20 protein-coding genes are annotated in these 22,720 nt (G+C 65.0%); 5 read left to right on the top strand and 15 right to left on the bottom strand.

Features of this window, described 5'->3' with window-relative positions:
* The first annotated feature begins 30 nt into the window (after nt 1–30).
* From metG to DT069_RS02640, 3 genes are read left to right on the top strand one after another with little or no spacing between them, the layout of a single operon-like run.
* A complete protein-coding gene (gene metG / locus DT069_RS02650) occupies nt 31–1,605 on the top strand; it encodes a methionine--tRNA ligase (RefSeq protein ID WP_119458694.1) in 1,575 nt (524 codons plus the stop codon).
* Nucleotides 1,605–2,405 carry a TatD family hydrolase gene (locus tag DT069_RS02645; protein WP_119458693.1) on the top strand — a complete coding sequence of 267 codons (801 nt, stop codon included), beginning with the start codon at nt 1,605–1,607 and terminating at the stop codon, nt 2,403–2,405. The genes metG and DT069_RS02645 overlap by 1 nt, the downstream gene beginning before the upstream one ends.
* Entirely contained in the window at nt 2,405–3,184 is a 780-nt protein-coding gene (locus DT069_RS02640) for an MBL fold metallo-hydrolase (RefSeq protein ID WP_119458692.1), read from the top strand. Before DT069_RS02645 ends, DT069_RS02640 begins: the two co-directional genes overlap by 1 nt.
* On the opposite strand, the gene DT069_RS02635 is transcribed toward DT069_RS02640, so the two are convergent.
* Nucleotides 3,151–4,779 (bottom strand): MFS transporter, encoded by a 1,629-nt coding sequence (locus DT069_RS02635; RefSeq protein WP_425449948.1) that lies wholly within the window; start codon nt 4,777–4,779, stop codon nt 3,151–3,153. The genes DT069_RS02640 and DT069_RS02635 overlap by 34 nt on opposite strands.
* Nucleotides 4,780–5,007: 228 nt before the next feature.
* Here DT069_RS02635 and mazG point away from each other — a divergent pair, with 228 nt between their 5' ends.
* The gene (mazG, locus tag DT069_RS02630) at nt 5,008–5,859 is read left to right on the top strand and encodes a nucleoside triphosphate pyrophosphohydrolase (protein ID WP_119458690.1); all 852 of its coding nucleotides are present in this window, start codon (nt 5,008–5,010) and stop codon (nt 5,857–5,859) included.
* A gap of 23 nt (nt 5,860–5,882) precedes the next feature.
* On the opposite strand, the gene DT069_RS02625 is transcribed toward mazG, so the two are convergent.
* The 14 genes from DT069_RS02625 to DT069_RS02560 form a co-directional block, all read right to left on the bottom strand.
* A complete protein-coding gene (locus DT069_RS02625; RefSeq protein WP_425449947.1) occupies nt 5,883–6,758 on the bottom strand; it encodes an NAD(P)-dependent oxidoreductase in 876 nt (291 codons plus the stop codon).
* Nucleotides 6,759–6,800: 42 nt separating this feature from the next.
* Nucleotides 6,801–7,610: an inositol monophosphatase family protein gene (locus DT069_RS02620; RefSeq protein WP_119458689.1), complete on the bottom strand. Its 810-nt coding sequence runs from the start codon at nt 7,608–7,610 to the stop codon at nt 6,801–6,803.
* Between the two features lie 24 nt (nt 7,611–7,634).
* Nucleotides 7,635–8,897, bottom strand: coding sequence for a GTPase HflX (gene hflX / locus DT069_RS02615; protein ID WP_425449946.1), 1,263 nt, complete (start codon nt 8,895–8,897; stop codon nt 7,635–7,637).
* Between the two features lie 98 nt (nt 8,898–8,995).
* Nucleotides 8,996–9,247, bottom strand: a complete 252-nt coding sequence (hfq, locus tag DT069_RS02610) for an RNA chaperone Hfq (protein ID WP_119458687.1) — start codon at nt 9,245–9,247, stop codon at nt 8,996–8,998.
* Nucleotides 9,248–9,444: 197 nt separating this feature from the next.
* Entirely contained in the window at nt 9,445–10,119 is a 675-nt protein-coding gene (locus DT069_RS02605; RefSeq protein WP_119458686.1) for an HAD family hydrolase, read from the bottom strand.
* On the bottom strand, nt 10,116–10,988 hold the full coding sequence (gene dat / locus DT069_RS02600; RefSeq protein WP_119458685.1) for a D-amino-acid transaminase: 873 nt from the start codon (nt 10,986–10,988) through the stop codon (nt 10,116–10,118). Before dat ends, DT069_RS02605 begins: the two co-directional genes overlap by 4 nt.
* Before the next feature lie 16 nt (nt 10,989–11,004).
* Nucleotides 11,005–12,381, bottom strand: coding sequence for a Trk system potassium transporter TrkA (trkA, locus tag DT069_RS02595; protein WP_119458684.1), 1,377 nt, complete (start codon nt 12,379–12,381; stop codon nt 11,005–11,007).
* 43 nt (nt 12,382–12,424) lie between these two features.
* On the bottom strand, nt 12,425–13,828 hold the full coding sequence (gene ntrX / locus DT069_RS02590; protein WP_119458683.1) for a nitrogen assimilation response regulator NtrX: 1,404 nt from the start codon (nt 13,826–13,828) through the stop codon (nt 12,425–12,427).
* Nucleotides 13,818–16,091, bottom strand: a complete 2,274-nt coding sequence (locus DT069_RS02585; RefSeq protein WP_425449945.1) for a sensor histidine kinase NtrY-like — start codon at nt 16,089–16,091, stop codon at nt 13,818–13,820. The genes ntrX and DT069_RS02585 overlap by 11 nt, the downstream gene beginning before the upstream one ends.
* Nucleotides 16,092–16,165: 74 nt before the next feature.
* A complete protein-coding gene (gene ntrC, locus DT069_RS02580; RefSeq protein ID WP_119458681.1) occupies nt 16,166–17,599 on the bottom strand; it encodes a nitrogen regulation protein NR(I) in 1,434 nt (477 codons plus the stop codon).
* A complete protein-coding gene (locus tag DT069_RS02575) occupies nt 17,596–18,675 on the bottom strand; it encodes a two-component system sensor histidine kinase NtrB (protein ID WP_425449944.1) in 1,080 nt (359 codons plus the stop codon). The genes ntrC and DT069_RS02575 overlap by 4 nt, the downstream gene beginning before the upstream one ends.
* 65 nt (nt 18,676–18,740) lie before the next feature.
* Entirely contained in the window at nt 18,741–19,730 is a 990-nt protein-coding gene (dusB, locus tag DT069_RS02570; RefSeq protein ID WP_119458679.1) for a tRNA dihydrouridine synthase DusB, read from the bottom strand.
* A gap of 144 nt (nt 19,731–19,874) precedes the next feature.
* Nucleotides 19,875–20,519 (bottom strand): CatB-related O-acetyltransferase, encoded by a 645-nt coding sequence (locus DT069_RS02565; RefSeq protein WP_119458678.1) that lies wholly within the window; start codon nt 20,517–20,519, stop codon nt 19,875–19,877.
* A gap of 22 nt (nt 20,520–20,541) precedes the next feature.
* Complete coding sequence (locus DT069_RS02560; protein ID WP_119458677.1) at nt 20,542–21,354, bottom strand: cytochrome C assembly family protein; 813 nt, start codon at nt 21,352–21,354, stop codon at nt 20,542–20,544.
* Nucleotides 21,355–21,546: 192 nt separating this feature from the next.
* Between DT069_RS02560 and DT069_RS02555 the strand changes: the two genes are divergently transcribed.
* Nucleotides 21,547–22,710, top strand: a complete 1,164-nt coding sequence (locus DT069_RS02555; protein ID WP_119458676.1) for a bifunctional 2-C-methyl-D-erythritol 4-phosphate cytidylyltransferase/2-C-methyl-D-erythritol 2,4-cyclodiphosphate synthase — start codon at nt 21,547–21,549, stop codon at nt 22,708–22,710.
* Nucleotides 22,711–22,720: the final 10 nt, after the last annotated feature.

Below are 22,720 nucleotides of genomic sequence, written 5' to 3'. Positions count from 1 at the left end.
CATCCGCGCCGCCTCTGCAGGAGACCGGAAATCGTGGGGCCACAACCCTATTACATCACCACGCCGATCTATTACGTCAACGACGCGCCGCATATTGGCCACGCCTACACGACCCTTGCTTGCGACGTGCTCGCCCGATTCATGCGGCTCGACGGTCGCCGGGTCAAGTTCCTGACCGGGACGGACGAGCACGGCCAGAAGGTCGAGAAATCGGCCCAGGCGGCCGGCATGGATCCGCAGGCCTTTACCGACAAGGTGTCGCTGAATTTCCGGGACTTGGCGAAGACGTTGAACTTCTCGAACGACGACTTCATCCGGACGACGGAGGAGCGCCATGTCCGCGCCTGCCAGGCGCTGTGGACGCGACTGAAGGAGGCGGGTGAGATCTATCTTGGCTCTTACGCCGGATGGTACGCCGTGCGCGACGAGGCGTTCTATGACGAGAGCGAGCTGCGTGACGGGCCGGGCGGCAAGAAGATCGCACCCTCCGGGGCCGAGGTGGAGTGGGTGGAGGAGCCGTCCTACTTCTTTCGGCTCTCGGCATGGCAGGAGCGGCTGCTGGCCTTCTATGAGCAGAATCCCGGCTTCATAGGTCCAGCGAGCCGCCGGAACGAGGTGATCAGCTTCGTCAGGAGCGGGCTCAGGGATCTCTCGGTCAGCCGGACGACCTTCCGTTGGGGCATTCCGGTTCCGAACGACCCGGATCACATCATGTATGTCTGGCTCGACGCGCTCACCAACTATATTACGGCGGTCGGATACCCCGATACGGAGAATAAAGATTATTCAACCTTTTGGCCTGCCGATCTTCACATGGTGGGTAAGGATATTCTGCGGTTTCACGCGATCTTCTGGCCGGCCTTCCTGATGGCGGCAGGGTTGCAGCCGCCAAAGCGCGTGTTCGCCCATGGCTGGTGGACGAACGAGGGGCAGAAGATCTCCAAGTCAGTAGGCAACGTCATCGACCCGGTTGTGCTGGCCGACGAGTACGGGCTCGACCAGATCCGGTATTTCCTGCTGCGCGAAGTGCCGTTCGGGAATGACGGTGACTTCAGCCGGACGGCTGCGATCAACCGCATCAACAGCGACTTGGCGAATGATTTCGGCAATCTGGCGCAACGCGTCCTGTCGATGATCCACAAGAACTGCGAGGCGGCGGTGCCTCGGCCAAATGCCTTGAAGGCGGCGGACGAGGCGCTGTTGACGGCGGCGCGGGAACTGTTCGACCGGCTCCGCGCCGATTTCGGCGAACAGGCCTTCCACCGCGGGCTGGAGGCGGCCTGGCAGGTGGTGGGCGACGCCAATCGCTATGTCGACGAGCAGGCGCCCTGGACCCTGCGCAAGACCGATCCCGCGCGCATGAACACGGTGCTCTATACGCTGGCGGAAACGATCCGTCACCTGGCGATTCTGACTCAGCCCGTGATGCCGGAGTCCTGTGCTCGACTGCTCGACCAGCTCGCCGTAGCTCCGGAGGGCCGGACCTTCGCGTCGCTGGGACCGGACGGCGCCTTGGCGCCGGGAACGGCCCTGCCGAAACCGGAACCCATTTTCCCACGTTATATCAAGCCCGAGGACGACGATTCCCAAAAGACGGGGCGCTGATGCTTGTCGACAGCCATTGTCATTTGAATTTCAAGGACTTCAACGACGATCTTGACGTCGTTGTTTCGCGAGCGGAGGGGGAGGGCGTCGGAACGCTCGTGACCATCTGCACGCGCCTCAACGAGTTCGAACAGGTCCTCGGCATCGCCGAGCGCTACGACAATGTCTACTGCTCGGTCGGCGTCCATCCGCACGAAGCGGAAAATGCGGGGGATGTCGACGCGGCGCGTCTCATCGGATTGGCGGCGCACCCCAAGGTGGTCGGGATCGGCGAAACCGGCTTGGACTACTATTATGATAACAGCCCGCGGGACCAGCAGCAGGCGGTCTTTCGCGCCCATATGAAGGCCGCGCGCGAAACCGGGCTGCCCTTGATCGTCCATACGCGAGATGCCGACGAGGATATGGCGGCGCTGCTCACCGAGGGAACCGACGGTGGAAGGCTGACCGGCGTGCTGCATTGCTTCAGCTCCGGCCGGGAACTCGCGGAAAAAGCTTTGGAATTGGGGTTCTACATCTCGCTGTCCGGCATCGTGACCTTCAAGAATGCCGAGGCGCTGCGGGAGATCGCGCGGGATGTACCTGCCGACCGGCTTCTGGTCGAAACCGACTCGCCCTATCTGGCGCCGATGCCGCATCGCGGCAAGCGAAACGAGCCGGCGTTCGTCGTCCATACGGCGGCGCGCGTGGCCGAGCTGCGCGGCGTTACCGTCGACGAGCTCGCCCGAACCACCACGGCGAACTTCTTCCGCCTGTTCGGCAAGGCGCATGCGCCCGCCAGCGGAGCGCCGGGCGGCTGATGCGGGTCACGGTTCTCGGTTGCGGCGGCTCCGGCGGCGTTCCTCTGATCGGCGGCAATTGGGGGCGGTGCAACCCGGACAATCCGAAGAACCGCCGGCGCCGCGTGTCGGTGCTGGTGGAGCAGGGCGACACCACAGTGCTGATCGATACCTCGCCCGACCTACGGGCGCAGCTTCTCGATGCCGGAGCGACGCGGATCGACGCCGTGCTCTATACCCATGACCATGCCGATCACTGCCACGGAATCGACGATTTGCGCTTTCTGCGGCGGAATCTGGAGGCGCCGCCGATACCGGCCTATGGCGTCGCCGAGACGATGGCCGTGCTCAGCCATCGCTTCGATTACATCTTCCGCCAGTCGGAACAGGGCTCCGGCGTTCTGTACAAGCCGTTCCTCGAGGTCCGCAAGATCACCGGGCCGTTTGCGATCAACGATATCCCGGTGACGGCGTTCGAACAGCAGCATGGCTATGGCACCGTGACTCTCGGCTATCGTCTCGGCCGCATGGCCTATTCGACCGATGTGGTGGACCTGCCTGAAGCGGCGTTCGCCGAACTGACCGGCCTGGACCTCTGGATCGTCGATTGCCTGCGCTACGAGCCGCATCCGACCCATGCGCATTTCGAGAAAACCCTCGGCTGGATCGATCGGCTGAAGCCGAAGCATGCGGTTCTGACCCACCTGAACCATATGATCGACTATGACGATCTCGCGGCGCGTTGTCCGCAGGGCGTGGAGCCGGGCTATGACGGCCTAGTCGTCGAGATCCCGGACTGACGAGCTATTCGGTCGCGCGACGTCCTGATCGTCAAGGCGGCACACAGCGCACTTGCGAGCGCCAGTCCGGTGGCGATGAGCATCACGACGCGAAAGCTCTGCAGGAAGGACTCGTCCAAAGCCCGCGCCAGCACCGTGCGGTCCGCGCCGTCGACCTGCGGCGGCACCTCTGCTTCGGCCAGCCTCGGCACTTCCGCCTCGAGTGCCTGACGGACTTCGGGTAAGAGCTGGAGTTTGGCCACGCGCTCGTCGAGCGCCGCCTCGAATACGCCGACCGCGACGGCCCCCAGCAGCGCAACCGCAAGCATGCCGGCAACCCGCGAGATGGCGTTATTGATACCGGAGGCTGCGCCCGCGTGGCGCTCCGCCACCGCGTCCATCACGGCCGTGGTCAACGGCGCGACGCTGACGGCCATCCCCAGCCCGAGCAACACCATCGCCGGGAAGAACGTCGTCCAGTAGGATCCGCCGATGCCGGGCAGGGCGAACAATGCGAACCCGGCCGCCGTGATGACCGGGCCGATGATCAGCGGCCACTTCGCGCCGAAGCGATCGAACAGCCCGCCGGACCAGCGCGACAGCCCGCCCATGATCAGGGTGAACGGCAGGAAGGCTGCGCCCGCGAGCGTGGCGGAATAGCCCTGGAGCCGGATCAGGTTGAACGGCAGGAAGAATAACGCGCCACTCAGCGCAAAATAAAGCAGCAGCGTCAACGCGTTGGCGCCGCTGAAGGTCGCCGACTGGAACAGGCCGAGCGGCATCATGGGTGAGGGTGCATGAGCCTCGGACCGGACGAACAGAGCCAAGGCCAATGCACCTGCAAGCAACGCACCGAACACGGCCGGATGCGCCCAACCCAGGTCAGACGCGATGGTCAAGCCATAGACAACGGCGCCGAGTCCGAGCGTCGCAAGCAGCCCGCCGCGCCAGTCCACGCCCGCATCGTTCGTCTCGTCTCGACTTTCGGGCACATATCGAAATGCAATCGCCAGCGTGATGAGGGCGAGGGGCAGGTTGATGAAAAAAATCATGCGCCAGGACAGCGCGTCCACCAGCCAGCCGCCGAGCACCGGCCCCAAGGCGGTGGTAAGGGCCGAGAAGCCGGCCCAGGTGCCGATGGCGCTGCCGCGCTCTTCTTTCGGAAACGATGCGCCGATGATGGCGAGACTGCTCGGGACCAACAGCGCGCCGCCGACACCCTGCGCTGCCCTAGCGGCGATCAGGGCAGTGGTGTTCGGCGCTAGTCCGCAGGCCACGGATGCGGCCGTGAAGATGATGATCCCCAAGGCAAAAATGCGCCTCCGCCCGAAGCGGTCGCCGGCCGATCCGCCGACCAGCATCAGCGCCCCCAGCATCAGCATATAGGCGTTGACGACCCACTGCGCCCCGCTGACGGAGGCCGCGAGGTCGGCCTGGATGGCTGGAAGCGCGACATTGACCACGGAGCCGTCGATGAACGCCATGCTCGAGCCGAGGATCGTCGCGGCCAGTACCCACGGCTTCGCCCGCTCCGCGCAGCCGGGCGTATCCGGTGCACTGCGGACGACGCCGTCGTCACATGGCGGTCGGTTTAAGCTAAGCATCGGCCGGTGCAAGTACTTGGGCTTGTTTCATGGCGCACCCTATCGCGTTGCTACTTCGGTTTCGAGTATCGAGGGGAATCGGCGCCTCAAGAATCTGAGTCTATTTTCCATAATATATATTATGCGCATATTCGGTTCTGAACGTCGGCACGAGGTCAGCGTCCATAGACTCCTCTTCGTCCGAGCGCCGATCTTCCGTATTGTCCTGTCCTCCTTAGAGCGACGAAGCACAGGCCAGAGATGACCGATCACTCGTATACCCATCCGTCCGGCGATCGGCGACGGGCGCCGATCGAGCGCCTGCTCGCCATCATGGCGCGACTGCGCGATCCGGAGCGCGGCTGCCCGTGGGATCTGGAGCAGACGTTCGCGACGATCGCACCCCACACCATCGAGGAAGCCTACGAGGTCGCCGACGCGATCGAGCAAGGCGACATGGTGGCGCTCAAGGACGAGCTTGGCGATTTGCTGTTCCAGGTCGTGTTCTACGCCCAGATGGCGCGCGAGCGCGGCGCGTTCGATTTCGGCCAGATCGCCGACGCAATCTCGGAAAAAATGGTTCGGCGCCATCCGCATGTGTTCGGCGCGGCAACGATAGAGTCCGCTGCGGCGCAGACCCGGGCCTGGGAGGAACAAAAAGCGCACGAGCGGCGGGCAGAGGCAGAGGCGGCCGGGCGCGCCGCGAGCGTCCTCGACGGCGTGATCGCCGGCCTGCCCGCCCTCACCCGCGCCGTAAAGCTGCAGAAGCGAGCGGCTCGGGTCGGCTTCGACTGGCCGATGGCCGCACCCGTGCTGGAGAAGATCGCCGAGGAACTCGGCGAGATTTCCGCTGAAATGGCTGCGGACGCCGAGCCCGAACGGCTGGAGGACGAGGTCGGCGACCTGCTGTTCGCCTGTGTCAATCTCGCGCGGCATCTGTCGCTCGATCCCGAAGCCGCGCTCCGCCGCGCAAACGGAAAGTTCGATCGGCGTTTCAGACAGATCGAGGATGCCTTGACCGCCCAGGGCCGAACGCCGGCCGACGCCACGCTCGACGAGATGGAGGCCTTGTGGCAGCAGGCCAAACGGACCGAGGGTGGTGAGCGCGATTAAGCGGCGCTAGTTCGTCGCCAGTATCAGTCCTTCGCCAGCAACTGAATCAGGCTGGAGGTGTCCCAGCGCTGGCCGCCGCGTGCCTGAACCTGGGCGTAAAACTGGTCGACGAGCGCGGTGACCGGCAGCCGGGCGCCGTTGGTCTTGGCCTCGGCGAGACAGATGCCGAGATCCTTGCGCATCCAATCGACGGCGAAGCCGAAATCGAACTCGCCCTCCAGCATCGTCAGAGCCCGGTTATCCATCTGCCAGGACTGTGCGGCGCCCTTCGAGATCACCTCGACGACGCGCTTGCCGTCGAGACCGGCACGCTGGGCGAAGTTCATGCCCTCCGACAGGCCCTGCAACAGGCCGGCGATGCAGATCTGATTGACCATCTTGGTGAGCTGCCCCGACCCGACCGGACCCATCAGGACACAGGAGCGCGCATAGCTGTCGATCACAGGCTTGGCCTGCTCGAAGATCGGCGGCTCGCCGCCGACCATAACCGTCAGCTTGCCGTTCTCGGCGCCGGCCTGGCCGCCTGAGACGGGCGCGTCGAGGAAATGCAGGTTGGACTCCGCCGCGGCTGCCGCGATCTCGCGCGCGACCTCCGCCGACGCGGTCGTGTGATCGATGAAGACGGCGCCCTTCTCCATACCGGCGAGCGCGCCCGTTTCGCCATACACGATGCTGCGAAGATCATCGTCATTGCCGACACAGGCGAAGACGAGGGAGGCTCCTTTCGCCGCCGCCGCGGGCGTCCGCTCCTGCCGTCCTCCATGCTTGGCAACCCAGGCCTCGGCCCGAGAGGTCGTTCGGTTATAAACCGCGACCTCGTGACCCGCCGCCGCCAAGTGACCGGCCATCGGGAATCCCATCACACCGAGGCCCAGAAACGTCACCTTCTTCGCCATCATCGTCCTCTGTCTTCGCAAAATTGGAGCGCCATGGTACCGGCTTCAGTCGCCGAGCAAAAGATCGCGGAGCGCCTGCCAGCTTGCCGGATCCGGTGTCAGCAGCAAGCCGGGCGCGTCGAACTGCGCCGGACGGTAGCCGCCGCCGTCGAGATAGGCGCTGTGCCCGCCCGCCTCCGCATGGATCAGCACGCCGGCGGCGTGGTCCCAGGGCATCAGGCGCGTGAACAAGGTGAAATGCATTCTCCCCTCGACGAGGCGGAGATATTCCTGGCCGGCGCAACGCAGGCTCCGCTGCGCCCGCACCTGGTCGCGCCGCGCCTGAATTCGACGGCCGAGGTCGGGCGCGCCGAAGAAGCCGGCGAGCAGCGTGCCTGTCATCTCCGCCGGCACGGCCGGTGCTGCGGCGACGGTCAGTCGACGGTCGCCGCACCAGGCGCCCTCTCCCGCCGCGGCCGTCACCGTGACGGCGCCGATGGGATCGTGAATCCAGCCGGCGACCGTCCGACCGTCGCGGACGAAGGCGACGATGACCGCAAAGACGGGGCGTCCTTCGGCGAAATTCGATGTCCCGTCGAGCGGATCGATCACCCATACCTCCCGCTGCCGCGAGAACTGCGCCAGGATCGCCGGATCGGCCGCGGCGGCCTCCTCGCCGATGACGGCGCTGCCCGGCACGAGCGCCGCCAACAATGGCGTGAGACGTGCCTCGACGGCTTCGTCGGCAACGGTCACGAGGTCGCCGGGCCCCTTCTCCCGCACCTCGCCGGCCGCCAGGCGGTTGAAGCGCGGCAGGATCTCGGTTGCGGCGACCTCCTCGATCAGCCGGGTCACCGTCTGGATGTCCGGGAGCATGATTTCGATCGTCGAACGGGCGCTTTAGGCGTTCAGTCGAGCACGCATCCGCTCGAACCGGCTGATGTCCGCAGGGTCGAGGCTGACCCGGAGGTAGGAAAAGGCTTCATCTTCGCGGCGCCCGAGGACCTCGCCGTGATCGTAGAGCCAAGCGATCGCGCTGCCTTCGTCGTGGCCGAGCCGGTACTCTGCCACCTGGCGGGCCGCGGCGAGGCGCCGATCGATTTCCGCCAGCAGATCGGGACATCCCTCCCCCATGGCCGCCGAGATCGGGATTTGATCCGGCTCACGCTCTGCTTGCGAGACCAGCTGCTCGCGCGAGGCTGGTTCGAGCAGATCGATCTTGTTCAAGGCTTCGATCAGCCCGTCGGCGAGCGCCGGATCCAGCCCGAGGTCCTGCAGCACGGCATCGACGTCCTGCTTCTGCGCCGCCGTCTCCGGATGGGAAATGTCGCGGACATGGATGACGATGTCCGCTTCCTGCACTTCTTCGAGCGTCGCCCGAAACGCGGCGACAAGATCGGTCGGCAGATCGGAGATGAACCCGACAGTATCCGAAAGGATGATATCCCGGCCGGAAGGCAGGCGCACCGCCCGCATGGTCGGGTCGAGCGTCGCGAACAGCAGGTCCTGCGCCATCACTTCCGCCCGGGTCAGGCGATTGAACAGGGTCGACTTGCCTGCGTTGGTGTAGCCGACCAGGGCCACCACCGGGTAGGGCACCCGCCGCCGCGCACGGCGATGCAGCGCCCGCGTCCGCTTCACCTCCTCCAGATCCCGTTTGATCTTCGTGATGCGGTCACCGATGAGGCGCCGGTCCATTTCGAGCTGAGATTCGCCCGGACCGCCGAGAAAGCCGAAACCGCCGCGCTGCCGTTCGAGATGGGTCCAGGACCGGACCAGTCGGCTGCGCTGATAGGTGAGCGCGGCCAACTCGACTTGAAGCTGACCCTCCCGCGTCCGGGCCCGCTCACCGAAGATCTCGAGAATTAGGCCCGTTCGATCGATCACCTTGCAACTCCAGGCGCGCTCGAGATTGCGCTGCTGGATGGGCGTCAGCGATGCGTCGACGACGGTCAACCCGATCTCCTCGGCGGCGATCAGTTCCTGGAAGGTCTCGACGGCGCCCCTGCCGAACAAGGTGGCGGGCCGACGCCGGCTCAGACGGACGGTTTCCGCATGTACGACGGTCAGATCGATGGCACGTGCAAGACCCACAGCCTCTGCCAGCCGCGCCTCGGCCGGCCGGCCCGGCTGCATGCCGTCCCGGAGAACGGGGGAAAGCACGAGCGCTTTCCCCGATCCCGCTGCTGTCTGGCCCGCCGTCGTCTGGGTTGCGGCGGTGCCGTGCGGTGTCTTATCCGTGTTCCGGGAGCGCCCCAACTCTATGCCTCTTCCGCCTCCTTGGCGGGATCGAAGAGCTGAATCGGACCGGCCGGCATGATGGTCGAAATGGCGTGCTTATAGACAAGCTGCGAATGCGCATCGCGTCGCAGCAGCACCGAGAAGTTATCGAACCAAGTGACAATTCCCTGCAATTTCACACCATTGACCAAAAATACCGTTACCGGGATCTTGCTCTTGCGTATGTGGTTCAGAAAGACGTCTTGAACGTTCTGCGATTTCTCTGCGGCCATAGGCTCCCCTTATGTTCTGCTGTTTTTTGGGGCCCGGTCTTTTTTGGAGCCCGAGTCGGGGCCCGAAATTACTACCGAGAGGCATCCGGCGAAACACTTCTGGGGGTCATGAAGTTCCCGCTGGAGCCCGGTAAATCGGTATCACAGATTTTCGGACAGGGAAACCGCTGGTGCTGTGAGGCGTTCGTGGCAGGACGCTAAAAACTGTCCACCAGTGCCGTCAGTGCGTCGCAATCGGCGACATGCCGAGCTGGGCGGTTCTGGACGAACTCATGATCCTCTGGCGGATCGGCACGCATCAGGATCGGCACGCAGCCGGCACCAACGGCGCAGTTGATGTCGATGTCCGTGTCACCGACGAACCAGACATCGGCGCCGCGCGGGATTCTGCTGCCCGACAGAGCCAAGTCCACCGGTTCGACTGCCGGCTTGTCGCGCGGGGCGTCCTTGGCGCCGATCAGGCGGCCGAAATAGCCGGTCCAGGACAATTGATCGGCCTCGAGCCGGAGGAAACGGCCCTGCTTGTTGCTGACGACGGCGAGGTAGAGACCGCGGGCCGCCAATCCCGCCAGCATGGCGCCGGCGCCCGGCATCTCCTGCAGCCGCCGCAGGTGATTGGCGGCAAACGTGTCGTAATAGATCTTTTCCGCTTCGTGCCAGCGATCGCCGAACATCCGCGGGAAGCTGTCGCGGAGCGAGGCGCGGACGCGATCCCGCGTTTCCGCCAGAGTCCAGGGCGTATGCCCCATCGCCGTCAGCGTCGTGTTCAGCGCATCCTGAATCACGGGCCAGTTATCGACCAGCGTATTGTCCCAGTCGAACAGGATGGCGCGCGGCCGGCGCAGCACCGAAGCCATGGGCTCGCAGTTCATGCCAGGGCTTTTTTGCGTTCGGCGTGGGTGATGTGGCTGACGTAATGTTCGCGCAAACGCTTGGTCAGGGCGCCCGGCTTGCCGCTGCCGACCGGACTGTCGTCGATGCGCGTGATCGGCAGCACGAAGGAACTGCTGCTGGTGAGGAAGGCCTCGCGCGCGGCCTTTGCCTCGGCGACGGTGAACCGGCGCTCCTCGAGCGCGATGCCGGCCTCGCGTACTAGGTCGAGGAGCGAGCGCCGGGTGATGCCGTTGAGGATCGCGTGTTCGACCCCGCGCGTCACCAACTGCCCCTCGGCGCTGACGATCCAGGCGTTGGTCGAGGTGCCTTCTGTCACATACCCGTCGTCATCGACCTGCCAAGCCTCATAGGCCCCCGCTTCGACGGCCTGCTGCTTGCCGAGGACGTTCGGAAGCAGCGAGATGGATTTGATGTCGCAGCGTCGCCAGCGAATGTCCGGAATCGTGATGACCGAAACGCCCTCGGCCAGCACCGCTTCGGAGATCGGATTCTGGCGCTTCGTGGTGATGACGAGCGCGGTTTCGCTGGCGGCTGGGAATTTATGATCGCGCGGCGCCGTTCCCCGCGTCATCTGCAGATAGACGAGTCCGTTGGTCAGCCCGTTGCGGCGGATGAGTTCGCCAAGGATGAGCCGCAGCGCCTCGCGGGACATCGGCCAAGCGATCCGGAGTTCCGACAACGACCGGTCGAGACGGTCGAGATGCGGCTCCTCATCGACGAGGATTCCGCGATAGACCGGCACCACCTCATAGACGCCGTCGGCGAACTGATATCCCCGATCCTCGATATGGACAGCGGCCTGCGCATGCGGAACATAGCGGCCATTGACATAGGCAAGACGCGGCATCGGCAACGATCCCTTCTTAGAAGAATTCCAGTCTTACAGAGAACATCTTCTCGATTTTCCGGACCGCATCGGCCGCGGCGAACAGCACGACCCGGTCGTTGATCCGAACAACGGTATCGCCGCGCGGAATGATCACCGCGCCGTCGCGGACCAGCGCCCCGATGATCACGCCCGGCGGCAGCTTCGCCTCGCGCAACGGCACCCCGACGAGCCGCGAGGTCTCCAGCGCATCCGCCTCGATGATCTCGCCGAACCCTTCGCCCAGCGAGTGGACCGAGCGTATGCGGCCGCGGCGAACATGCTGGAGAATGGTGGAAACGGTGATGCCGCGCGGGCTCACCACGGCATCGATCCCCAGGCTGCCCATCAAGGGCGCGTAGGTCGTCTTGTTGATCAGCGTGATCGAGCGCTCGCAGCCGAACCGCTTGGCCAGCAGCGAGGCCAGGATGTTGACCTCATCGTCATTGGTGACGGTGATGACCGTCTCCGTCGCCTTCACGTTGGCTTCGGTCAGGATCTCGACATCCAGCGCATCGCCCTGAATCACGACCACCCGACTGAGCGTCTGCGCCACGAACTCGGCGCGTTTGCGGTCGAGCTCGATCAGCTTGACATCGACGTCGCGATGCTCCTCCTCGATCGTCTCCGCGAGGAACAAGCCGATATTCCCGCCGCCGACGATGATCAGACGGCGCGCCTCTCGCTCCTCATGCCCGAAGGCGGCGAGCGCACGGGTCAGGTGCGCGCTATCGGCGACGAAATAGACTTCGTCCCCGACCTGCATCTCGTCCTCCCCCGTCGGCACGATCTTGCGATCGTTGCGGATGATGCCGACGACCGTGATATGCAGGTCGGGGAACAGTGCCGTCAGGTGTCGCAGCGGCGTGTTGATGATCGGGCACTCGGCGTCGCAGCGCACGCCGATAAGGCTGACCTTGCCGTCGGACAACGGAATTGCGTCGAAGGCGCCCGGGATCGCCAGCCGGCGATTGATCGCCCGGGCGACCTCCATCTCGGGCGAGATGATCGCATCGATCGGCAGGTGGTTGCGGCTGAAAAGATCGGCCCAGATCGGCTGCAGGTAATTCTGCTGCCGCACCCGGGCGATCTTTGTCGGCACGTCGAACAGCGAGTGCGCGACCTGGCAGGCGATCATGTTGACTTCGTCGTAAAAGGTCACCGCGATGATCAGGTCGGCATCCCGGGCACCGGCACGCTCAAGCACGTCCGGATGCGAGGCGAAGCCGACGACGCCCTGGACGTCCAAACTGTTGCTGATCTTCTCGACGAGAGCCGGTTCCGTGTCGATGATCGTGACATCGTTCCCCTCGCTCGCGAGATAGCGGGCGATGTTGGAACCGACCTGTCCGGCGCCACAGACGATCACCTTCATGAGAACATGTCCGCGGCAAGTTGAGAATCGACACGCAAAGTAATCAACCTTCCGATTTCAACGGCCGCTCCGCAGCGCCGAGGCCAAGCGACCGGAGCTTGCGGTGCAGCGCTGAGCGCTCCATGCCGATGAAAGCCGCGGTGCGTGAAATATTGCCGCCGAACCGCGTCATCTGCGCATCCAGATAGTGGCGCTCGAAGACCTCCCGCGCCTCGCGAAGCGGCAGGGACATCACTTCGCCGCCGTCGTCAGCGCGAAGCGTGGCCGGCGCGATGCTGCCGATGTCCGGCGGCAGCATGTCCGCGCGAATGACGTCCCCGGCCTCGCCCGGCGCCATGATCAACAGCCAGTCGATGACGTTGCGAAGCTGGCGCACATTGCCGGGCCAGTCATAGCCTTGCAAGGCGATCATTGCGTCGCTGCCGATCGTCCGCGCCGGAAGTCCGGCGACCTCGGCCGAGCGCGCGAGGAAATAGCGTACCAGGATCGGGATGTCGTCGCGCCGCTCGCGCAGCGGAGGGATACGGATCGGCACGACGTTCAGCCGATAGAACAGGTCCTCGCGAAACCGTCCCGCCGCCATCTCGGCGGCCAAGTCGCGATTGGTCGAGGCAATGACGCGGACGTCGACCTCGACCCGGGTGCTGCCCCCGACCCGCTGAAAGTTCTGATCCTGAAGGACACGCACGATCTTCCCTTGGGTTTCGAGGGGCATGTCGGCTACCTCGTCCAGCAGAAGCGTGCCGCCATGCGCCTGCTCGAACGTTCCAATTTTGACCAGTGTGTCACTGCTGGCATCGCCTTCCGTCCCGAACAGCTCGACCTCGAGCCTGTCGGGATGCATCGTCGCGCAATTCAGAACGACGAAGGCGCCCCCTGTCCGCTTCGACCGCCGGTGCAGCAATCGCGCCCCGACCTCCTTGCCGGCTCCCGCCGGCCCGGTGATCAGCACACGGCTGCCGGTCGGCGCCACCCGGTCGATTGCCTGCCGGACCTGATTGATGGCCGAGGAGTCGCCGAGGAGCTCTGCCTCCCCGCCTGCCCGAAGCCGCAGCTCCTCGTTCTCGCGCCGGAGCCGAGCCGCTTCGATCGCGCGTTCGACGACGAGAAGAAGCCGGTCCGCCTTGAACGGCTTCTCGATGAAGTCATAGGCGCCCCGCTTGATGGAGGCGACGGCGGTTTCGATGTTGCCATGGCCGCTGATCATCACCACCGGGGTGGACGGATGCTCGCGCTTCACCGCCTCGAGCACCTCGATGCCGTCCATGGGACTGCCCTGCAGCCAGATGTCGAGAATGACGAGGCTCGGCCGGCGCGCGCGAACGGCCTCGAGCGCCGAGATGCTGTCGGCGGCCTCGCGGGTCTGGAAGCCTTCGTCCGCGAGAATGCCGGCGATCAGGAGCCGGATATCGGCCTCGTCGTCAACGATCAGAATGTCAAACGCCATGGGCCAACGGTTCGGTCTGTCGCTCGGGAAGCGGGTCCTCGGTTTCGATCGGGGCGGCGGCGGCACGGAAAACGAGCCTGACGGATGCTCCGCCACCGTCCCGGTCGTCCAATATCAGATCACCCCCATGATCCTCCATGATCTTTTTCACGATCGCCAGTCCCAGACCGGTGCCCTTAGCCCGCGTCGTCACATAGGGCTCGGTGAGCCGCTCCCGCTCTTGCGCGGGAAGTCCACGACCATTGTCCTCGACCGCCACTACGACTTGCTCGGGTTCCTGGGTGATTCGGACCAGAACTTGGCCAACGGGCAGAGGCGTATCCGGCCGTTTCTTCCGCGCCTCAATGGAGTCGGCGGCGTTCTGCAGCAAATTCGTCAGCGCTTGCCCGACCTGGCGCGCATCGCACGGTACCGCCACCGGGCCGTCGGGAAACTCCATCGAATAGGCGATTTTTGGGTGGGCGCTCTGCTGAAGAAATATGGCCTGCTGGCAGAGGTGAACGAGATTCTCCGGTCGGATGACCGGCGACGGCATCCGGGCGAAGGACGAGAATTCATCAACCATGCGGCCGATATCGCCGACCTGGCGCACGATCGTATCGGTGCAGACGGTGAAGGTCTCCGGATCGCTCTTGATTTCCTTCAGATATTTCCGCTTGAGGCGCTCGGCGGAGAGTTGGATCGGCGTCAGCGGGTTTTTGATCTCGTGCGCGATGCGCCGTGCCACGTCCGCCCATGCCGCCTTGCGCTGCGCCGACAGGAGCTCCGTCACATCATCGAAGGTGACGACGAAGCCCCTGAGGCCAGCCTCGCCGACTTCGGCGACCACCCGGACCAGCAACGTCCGTGTATGGGCACCGCGCAGCAGCCGGATCTGGCTCGTCGCGACGCGGTTCGGGCGGACCCGCGCCGCCTCCACGAGTTCCGCCATCTCGGGGGTCACCGCCGCTAGGTCCTGCCCCACCATGCTTCCCAGATCGGTACCCAACAGCTCGGACGCGGACCGGTTCGGAAGGTTGATCCGGCCATGCACGTCAAGACCGATCACGCCCGCCGAGACGCCGGAGAGGACCAGCTTGGTGAACCGGCTGCGCTCCTCGAGCCGGCGATTGGCATCGATCAGATCGCCGCGCTGGCTCTCGAGTTGCGCGGCCATCCGATTGAAGGCACGGCTGAGGGAGCCGATCTCGTCGTTCTTCGAGCCTTCGCGGACCCGCACGGACAGGTCGCCCGTACTCACTTGCTGTGCCGCTGCGAAGAGGCTGCTGATTGGCCGAACCAGCTGAGTGGCGAAGATCAGCGCGACCCAGATCGCCGCGAACAGTAGAAGCAGGGCGACGATAAAGAAGATCAGGGCGAAGGTGATCTGCAATCCGGACCGTTGTCCCTCCAGCCGTTCATAGAGCTGCGCGGCCCCTTCCGTCTTGTCGAGATGGTTCAATACGCGGCCGTCCACCACGCGGCCGACATAGAGGAAAGTGTCGGCGTAATCGTCGAGCCGCACCAGGGCGCGAACGCGGTCCTCGGTATCGCTCGGCAGAACCACCACCTCGCCGCGCCGGGCTCGATCGAGCGCCCACTCAGGCAGATCGAGGTCGAACTCGAGCATCAGGCTGTAGCCGGCGTGGGCGAGGATCTGACGCTCTTCGTCGATGATGACCGCCTCGGTGAGCGAGCGCAGCGTCGACTGCAGCTCCATCACCTGCTCGACACGCTGGCGGTTGGTCAGCAGGATCGGACCTTCCCGGCGCAAGTCGTTGGCCATCGCCAAGGCTTCGGCGCCGATCCGCTGCTGGTGCTCTTCCAGATAGGCCTTGGCGACGATCAGCGAGTCCCGCACGGCGGTCTGGACGCGCTCGCTGAACCAGGCCTCCATACCGAGATTGAGGAACAAGGCGGAGAAGGTGGCGACGATGATCGTCGGCGTCACCGCGACCAAGCTGAACAGCAGGACAAGGCGCGCGTGAAGCCGGGCGCCGGCAAGACCGCTCCGCCTCTCCATCCAGAGCATGACGAGCCGCCGCGCCACGAGCGTCCCGAGAAGCAGCAGGACGACGAGGTTCAACAGCAGCAGAAGCAGAATCGTATCGGGCTTCGGCGCGATCCCGAACGCACCGGTCAGCGCCAGGTAGGTCGCGAAGCCCGACAGCAACGCGGCAACCAGCAGCGTGACCGCGAGCTTCCGCTCGAGCCTGACGCTCCGCCCCCAACGCGTGAGCCGTCGGAGCATCTTGACGGGTGACGCGGCGATGTCGCTAGTCACGGCCGGGCCGGCTACGGTCGCGCCCTCTGCGGGCGTGATTTCTGATGCATCAATAGGATCGCCACTCGGATCACCTATTTTATGCTCCGGACCACACGGATGTCCAACTCCCGGATTTTCTTACGTAATGTGTTACGGTTGAGGCCGAGGAGCTGCGCCGCGCGGATCTGGTTGCCCCGCGTCGCCTCGAGGGTAAGCGCGATCAGCGGCCGCTCGACCTCGCGCAGAACCCGATCATAGAGGCCAGCGGCCGGAAGGCCTTCCTTATGCGCCGCAAAGTACTCCCGCAGCTGGCGTTCGGCGGCAGCGCCGAGCGATTCACCGGCTGGCAGCGGCAGCGATGCGGTCGGCGCCTCTGCGAGTTCCGCCTCGATCGCGTCGAGTCCGATCACGTCCTCGCTGTACAGCACCGCCAAGCGCCGCACCAAATTCTCCAGCTCCCGCACATTGCCCGGCCACATATAGGCCTTGAGCCGCTCCAGCGCGGCCGCATCGAGCGATTTCGGCGGCAACCCGTCGGCTCGCGCCTCGGCGAGAAAATGACGCACGAGATCGGCGATATCCTCGGCGCGTTCGCGCAGCGGCGGCAGCCGGATCGGAACGACGTTCAGGCGATAGAACAGATCCTCACGGAACAGCCCCTGACGGACGAGCTGCGGCAGGGCGCGGTGCGTGGCGGCGACGATCCGAACGTCGGCCCGGATCGGCAGGCGGCCGCCGACGGTCGTGTATTCTCCTTGCTGCAGGACACGCAGCAAGCGGGTCTGGGCTTCGAGCGGCATGTCGCCGATCTCGTCGAGAAAGAGCGTCCCGCCGGCGGCCTGCTCGAACCGGCCAGAGCTGCGGGTCAACGCACCGGTGAAGGCCCCCTTCTCATGGCCGAACAGTTCGCTCTCGATTAGCTCGCGGGGAATCGCCGCCATATTGACGGCGACGAACGGCCCAGCGCGCCGCTTTCCGAAATCATGAAGCGCGCGCGCCACCAGCTCCTTTCCCGTCCCGGATTCGCCGGTGATCATCACCGTCAGGTCAGTCGCCATCAGGCGGGCGAGGACGCGATAGATGTCCTGCATGGCCGGCGAGCGACCGATCAGCGGCAGCGCCTCCTCGTCGGCGGGCGCAGCTTCCCCGGCAGCGACGCTGTGCGGCTGGTTCAACGCACGCTCGACCGCGCCGACGAGTTCGCGAAGGTCGAACGGCTTCGGCAGATACTCGAACGCACCGCGCTCGGTCGCCCGCACCGCGGTGAGCAGCGTGTTCTGTGCGCTCATCACGATCACCCGCAGGTTCGGCCGCAGCTTCTTGATGCGCGGAATGAGGTCGAGGCCGTTCTCGTCCGGCATCAGAACGTCGGTGATGACCAGATCGCCCTGCCCGTCGTTGACCCACTGCCACAGGGTCGCGGCATGGCCGGTGGCGCGGACCTGATGGCCCAGCCGACCGAGCGCTTGGTCCAGTACCGTGCGAATCGCACGGTCGTCATCGGCGACGAGGATTGTTGCTGTCATTCCAGCTCCCTCGAAACGGGCGCCATCGGAAGCCTTACGCTGAAAACTGTACGCCGCGGTTCACCGTTGAACTCGACCACCCCGCCATGGTCGCCGACGATCTTGGCGACAAGGGCGAGGCCAAGCCCCTTCCCGCCTATCTTGGAAGTGACGAACGGATCGAACAGATGCGGGCGCAGATCCTCGGGAACGCCGCCCCCATTGTCCTGCACACTGATCAGCAGCGGAAGATGCACCCGTGCCTGACTTCCCGGCGCCGCGAGACGCACGCCGTCCTGATAGCGCGTCGTCAGAATAATGGCGCCGTCCGTCTCCGCGGTCGCCTCCGCCGCGTTCTTGACCAGGTTCAGGAAGACCTGGATCAGCAAATCCCGATTGCCGTAGACCGGAGGTAGCGAGGGGTCATAGGACTCCATGATGCGCCGGCCGCGGGCGAAGCCGCTTTCCGCCACACGCCGGACGTGCTCCAGGATCTGATGAATGTTGACGGCGCTGCGCTCGATCGGCCGCTGATCGGAGAACATCTCCATACGATCGACGAGGCCGACGATCCTGTCCGCCTCTTCGCAGATCAGGCGCGTGAGTTGCAGGTCGTCGGCGCTCGCGTTCCGCTCGAGCAGTTGTGCCGCGCCACGAATGCCGGATAGCGGATTCTTCACCTCATGCGCCAGCATCGCCGCCATCGCCGTGACCGACCGCGCGGCCCCGCGATGCGTCAGTTGCTGATCGATCTTGTGCGCGATCGTGAGCTGCTGCACGGAAACCACGACGCAGTCCGGTGCCTCGGCGATTGGCGCCGCACCGGCACTGATCACGTGCGAACCGATCCGCGGCGTCTCCAGCGTGATGCCGTATTCCGACATGCTGCTGCCGGTGGCGCGGACTTGATCGATCAGCGCGATCAATGGGCTGTCCGCGGGAACGAGGTCCCGGATGCGCCGGCCGACTAGGGCGGCCGCGCCGCTGTCGAAGAACTGCTCGGCGGCGTGATTGACGGCGCGAAAGCAGCCGGCCTCGTCGATGACGAAGACCGGCTCCGGCAGCGCATTCAGGATTGCGGCGGACTCGACCGTCACCGGAGGCGATCCCGGGGGTGGCGATGAGGGAGCCGGCTTGACGAGAGGAACCGCCCGCTGCGCCATCAGGCTGCGGCCTTGCGATCGAGAAGCGGCGCATAGAAGGCGTGGATCAGTTCCCTGACCCGCCGCGGATCGCTCGTCTGATTGACGGAGGCTCGGAACTCGGCGGAACCTGTCAGGCCCTTGCTGTACCAGGCGACGTGCTTGCGCCCGATCCGCGAGCCGGTTTCGGCGCCGTAATGCAGCAGCATGTCCTCGTAATGCGCGAGCACCGTCGCAAGCTGCTCGTCCAGCGGCGGATCCGGCAACATCTCGCCGGTCCGCAGGTAATGGATCACCTGCCGCAGGAACCAGGGGCGCCCATAGCAGCCACGGCCGATCATCACGCCGTCGGCGCCGGATTCCTCTAGCGCCCGGACGACGTCGGCAAAGCTGTTGATGTCCCCATTGACGATGACCGGGATACGCACGGCCTCCTTCACCTGACGGACAAAGCCCCAGTCGGCGCTGCCGTTATAGAGTTGGCAGCGAGTCCGGCCATGCACCGTCACCATCTGGATGCCGCAGGCTTCGGCGATCCGCGCGAGGTTCGGCGCGTTGCGGTTCCGGTCGTCCCAGCCGGTGCGCATCTTCAGGGTCACGGGCAGCGGCACGGCCTTCACCGTGGCCTCGAGAATCCGGGCGGCATGGGCTTCGTCGCGCATCAGCGCCGATCCGGCATGACCGTTGACAACCTTCTTCACCGGGCAACCGAAATTGATGTCGATAATCGCCGCGCCGCGGTCCTGGTTCAGCTTCGCCGCCTCGGCCATGACCTCCGGCTCGCAGCCGGCAAGCTGCACCGCCATCGGGAATTCCTCGGCGCAGTTGGTCGCCATCTTCATCGATTGCCGCGACTGGCGGATCATCGCCTGGCTGGCGATCATCTCCGACACGACCAGCCCCGCCCCGCTTCGCTTCACCAGACGGCGGAACGGCATGTCCGTCACGCCCGACATGGGCGCGAGGATCACCGGATCGGCGATATCGATTGAGCCAATTTTTATGCCCATTTTCTAGGCATCCCACGCTTCTGCACAAAAAATCATCTTACCCCGCCTTTTTACCGGCTTCCTGCGATAATGCAAACGGGATCCGGCCGTCTGAAGGACTCCCCCTGTGCTCTCCCGCCCCTTCCATGTTCCAGCCCCGAAGGCTCAGCGGAGTGTCGGCAGATCTTCGACCCTACCTGCGCTGAGGATGGAGATGTGGCGCGTAATCTCGCCGACGTCCCAGTCCCACCACCGAAGCTCCAAAAGTCGGGCGATGCGCTTCTCGTCAAAGCGCATCCTGACGACCCGCGCCGGGTTTCCGGCAACGATCGCATAGGGCGGGACGTCACCGGCGACAACGGATCGAGCCCCGATGATGGCCCCGTCGCCGACTGTGACACCAGGCAGAACCAAGCTGTCGTAGCCGATCCAGACGTCATTACCGACCGTCGTGTCGCCTCGGCGACGGAAGTTGAACTCACCCTCGAACCGGTTGCGCCAATCGGGGCCGAAGATCGGGAACGGAAACGTGGTAATCCCGTCCATGCGGTGATTGCCACCGTTCATAATAAATTTGGTTCCCGTGGCCATCGCGCAGAATTTGCCGATCTTCAGGCGGTCTCCCGTGAATTCGTAATGATAGAGGATATTGCGGCGGAAGGCCTCTGGCCCCTCAGGGTCGTCGTAATAAGTGAAATCGCCGATCTGGATATTCGGCAGGTCCGTCAGGTTCTTGACGAACATGATACGAGGGTGTTCCGGGACAGGATGCAGCAGGTTCGGATCGGGGCCGAGAATTGCGGGGGACATAGGCTTCTGTAGCACCGCTCGGTTATTGCCCATCCGCAGCGAGCAGGACGTCCGAAACGAACTTGACGCCTGGATAGGCAAGCGTGAGGAACAGATAGCCCAGCAACACGATCCGGGTGGCCCGGCGGCCGCGCAGGCCGGTCCGGTGATGCACCGCCAGAACGCCCGCGATCGTGGCGAAGGCCAGCAACGAGAACAGCGTCTTATGATCGAACTCGAGCAGGCGGCCCGTCGCGAGGAACTGTGTCGCCACCCCGCTGACGAGGCCGGCGCCGAGCACGACGACCGAGGCGCGCAGCAGCGCGACCTGCAACGCCTCGCCGTCCGCCACGGAGGGCAGAATATCCGAGAGGGCCGTCGGCCGCTTCCGCTTCAGCGCCCGCTCCTGGAAGAAAACCGAGAGCCCGGCGATCGCGGCGAGCGTCAATAGGCCATAGGTCGCCACCGATATCAGGATATGCAGATCGAGCCAGACGGCGGACAGCGGCATGGTCAAAGGCGCGGATGCCGTACGGCTGAACAGCGTGGCGCCGACGCCGAGAAGAAGGAGATAGGGCAGCAGCAACGGCGTCAGCCGCCATGCTTCCCGGTTGAGCAGGACGAGACCTGCGAACAGCAACATGGTAGCCGCGATGCTGATCCAAACCGCGACCGAGAAGCCGGTCATCCAGCCATGCGACAGCCGGGCGACGGTCAAGGTTAACGGTCCCGCGACGGCGATGGCCAACACCACCCAATAGAGACCATCCCGCCCGCCGTCGCGGCGGAGCGAGAGCAGAAACGCCGGGACGAGGGCCGCGAGCGCCGACAGGTTGAGGGCAAGAGCACTGCTCATAGGCGGAGGTTATACAGCTTGGTCCTCTCCGCTGCCAGAAGGTGCATGCCGTCAGACCTTGCCAATCCTGCCCTTGGCAAACGCTGCCCCGCAAACTAGTACTTGCTGCCCAAAGCTTTTCGAGCCGGTCCTCATACTTCGACGAGCCCAGTATGAGAACCTCATGTTGAGCTCGTCGAAGTATGAGGTCCAATGTCCATATCCGTCGCCCTGGTCGTCGCTGCCGGACGCGGTCAACGCTTTGGCGGCGAGGCACCGAAACAGTACCAGCCGATGGCCGGCCGGCCGGTGATCCGTCACTGCCTGGAGACCTTCGCGGCCCACCCGCAGATTTCCGCGGTCCGGACTATCATCCATTCCGACGACCGGGAGCGCTATGACGCGGCAACCGCCGGTCTTTCCCTCCTGGACCCCGTGATCGGCGGCGCCGATCGCCAGCAGTCCGTTCTGAACGGTCTTGAAAGCCTGGCACCCATGGCGCCGGAGCGGGTGCTGATCCACGATGCCGCCCGGCCCCTGGTCGACGCCGGGACGATTGACCGGACTCTTGCGGCGCTGGATCGCGCCCCAGGGGCGATCGCGGCGGTTCCCCTCGCCGATACGGTCAAGCGTGCGGCCGGCGACCTCACGGTGGCAGAGACCCTGGACCGGAGACAGCTCTGGCGCGCCCAGACGCCCCAGGGCTTTCGCTATGCCGAGATCCTGGCGGCGCACCGGTCCCAGGCAGGCGCAGGGCTGACGGACGATGCCGCGGTGGCGGAAGCCGCCGGGCTGCCGGTTGCGCTGGTCCATGGGGCCGAAGAAAACTTGAAGATTACGACGACGGACGATCTATTGCGCGCCGAACGGCTATTGACGGGCGCGGCTATGGAGTTTCGTACAGGCACGGGATTCGACGTGCACCGGTTCGGGTCGGGCACCGGCGTCACGCTCTGCGGCGTTCGAGTTCCCCATGACCGCGGTCTCGAGGGGCATTCGGACGCGGATGTCGGGCTGCACGCCCTGACCGACGCGATTCTGGGCGCCGTAGGTGCAGGCGACATCGGGCAGCATTTTTCGCCCAGCGACCCGCGTTGGCGCGGCGCGGACTCGGCCCAATTTCTCGCCTTCGCGAGCGAGCAGGTCGCCGCCCTCGGCGGCCGGATCGTTCACCTCGACGTGACGCTGATCTGCGAGCGGCCGAAGGTGGCGCCGCATCGCCAGGCGATGGTCGACCGGATTGCCGGCATTCTCGCGCTTCCGTCCCGGCAGGTCAGCGTCAAGGCAACAACGACCGAAGGCCTGGGCTTCACCGGCCGCGGCGAAGGAATCGCGGCCCAGGCCGTCGCGACCGTCACCCTGCCCGCCGCCACCTGATCCGAAAGAT

It is taken from the genome of Virgifigura deserti (assembly GCA_003576685.1).
GTDB classification, from domain to species: Bacteria; Pseudomonadota; Alphaproteobacteria; order Dongiales; family Dongiaceae; genus Virgifigura; species Virgifigura deserti.
This window is presented reverse-complemented; position numbering and strand designations above follow the sequence as displayed.

What these genes read in the sequence shown, in the direction of transcription:
- ntrC (WP_119458681.1), bottom strand. Translation starts at nt 17,599, where the DNA reads ATGACAGCAACAATCCTCGTCGCCGATGACGACCGTGCGATTCGCACG.
- DT069_RS02625 (WP_425449947.1), bottom strand. Translation starts at nt 6,758, where the DNA reads ATGATGGCGAAGAAGGTGACGTTTCTGGGCCTCGGTGTGATGGGATTC.
- dusB (WP_119458679.1), bottom strand. Translation starts at nt 19,730, where the DNA reads ATGGGCATAAAAATTGGCTCAATCGATATCGCCGATCCGGTGATCCTC.
- DT069_RS02565 (WP_119458678.1), bottom strand. Translation starts at nt 20,519, where the DNA reads ATGTCCCCCGCAATTCTCGGCCCCGATCCGAACCTGCTGCATCCTGTC.
- ntrX (WP_119458683.1), bottom strand. Translation starts at nt 13,828, where the DNA reads ATGGCGTTTGACATTCTGATCGTTGACGACGAGGCCGATATCCGGCTC.
- DT069_RS02620 (WP_119458689.1), bottom strand. Translation starts at nt 7,610, where the DNA reads ATGCTCCCGGACATCCAGACGGTGACCCGGCTGATCGAGGAGGTCGCC.
- dat (WP_119458685.1), bottom strand. Translation starts at nt 10,988, where the DNA reads ATGCCGCGTCTTGCCTATGTCAATGGCCGCTATGTTCCGCATGCGCAG.
- DT069_RS02555 (WP_119458676.1), top strand. Translation starts at nt 21,547, where the DNA reads ATGTCCATATCCGTCGCCCTGGTCGTCGCTGCCGGACGCGGTCAACGC.
- DT069_RS02560 (WP_119458677.1), bottom strand. Translation starts at nt 21,354, where the DNA reads ATGAGCAGTGCTCTTGCCCTCAACCTGTCGGCGCTCGCGGCCCTCGTC.
- DT069_RS02640 (WP_119458692.1), top strand. Translation starts at nt 2,405, where the DNA reads ATGCGGGTCACGGTTCTCGGTTGCGGCGGCTCCGGCGGCGTTCCTCTG.
- DT069_RS02605 (WP_119458686.1), bottom strand. Translation starts at nt 10,119, where the DNA reads ATGAACTGCGAGCCCATGGCTTCGGTGCTGCGCCGGCCGCGCGCCATC.
- mazG (WP_119458690.1), top strand. Translation starts at nt 5,008, where the DNA reads ATGACCGATCACTCGTATACCCATCCGTCCGGCGATCGGCGACGGGCG.
- hfq (WP_119458687.1), bottom strand. Translation starts at nt 9,247, where the DNA reads ATGGCCGCAGAGAAATCGCAGAACGTTCAAGACGTCTTTCTGAACCAC.
- trkA (WP_119458684.1), bottom strand. Translation starts at nt 12,381, where the DNA reads ATGAAGGTGATCGTCTGTGGCGCCGGACAGGTCGGTTCCAACATCGCC.
- DT069_RS02645 (WP_119458693.1), top strand. Translation starts at nt 1,605, where the DNA reads ATGCTTGTCGACAGCCATTGTCATTTGAATTTCAAGGACTTCAACGAC.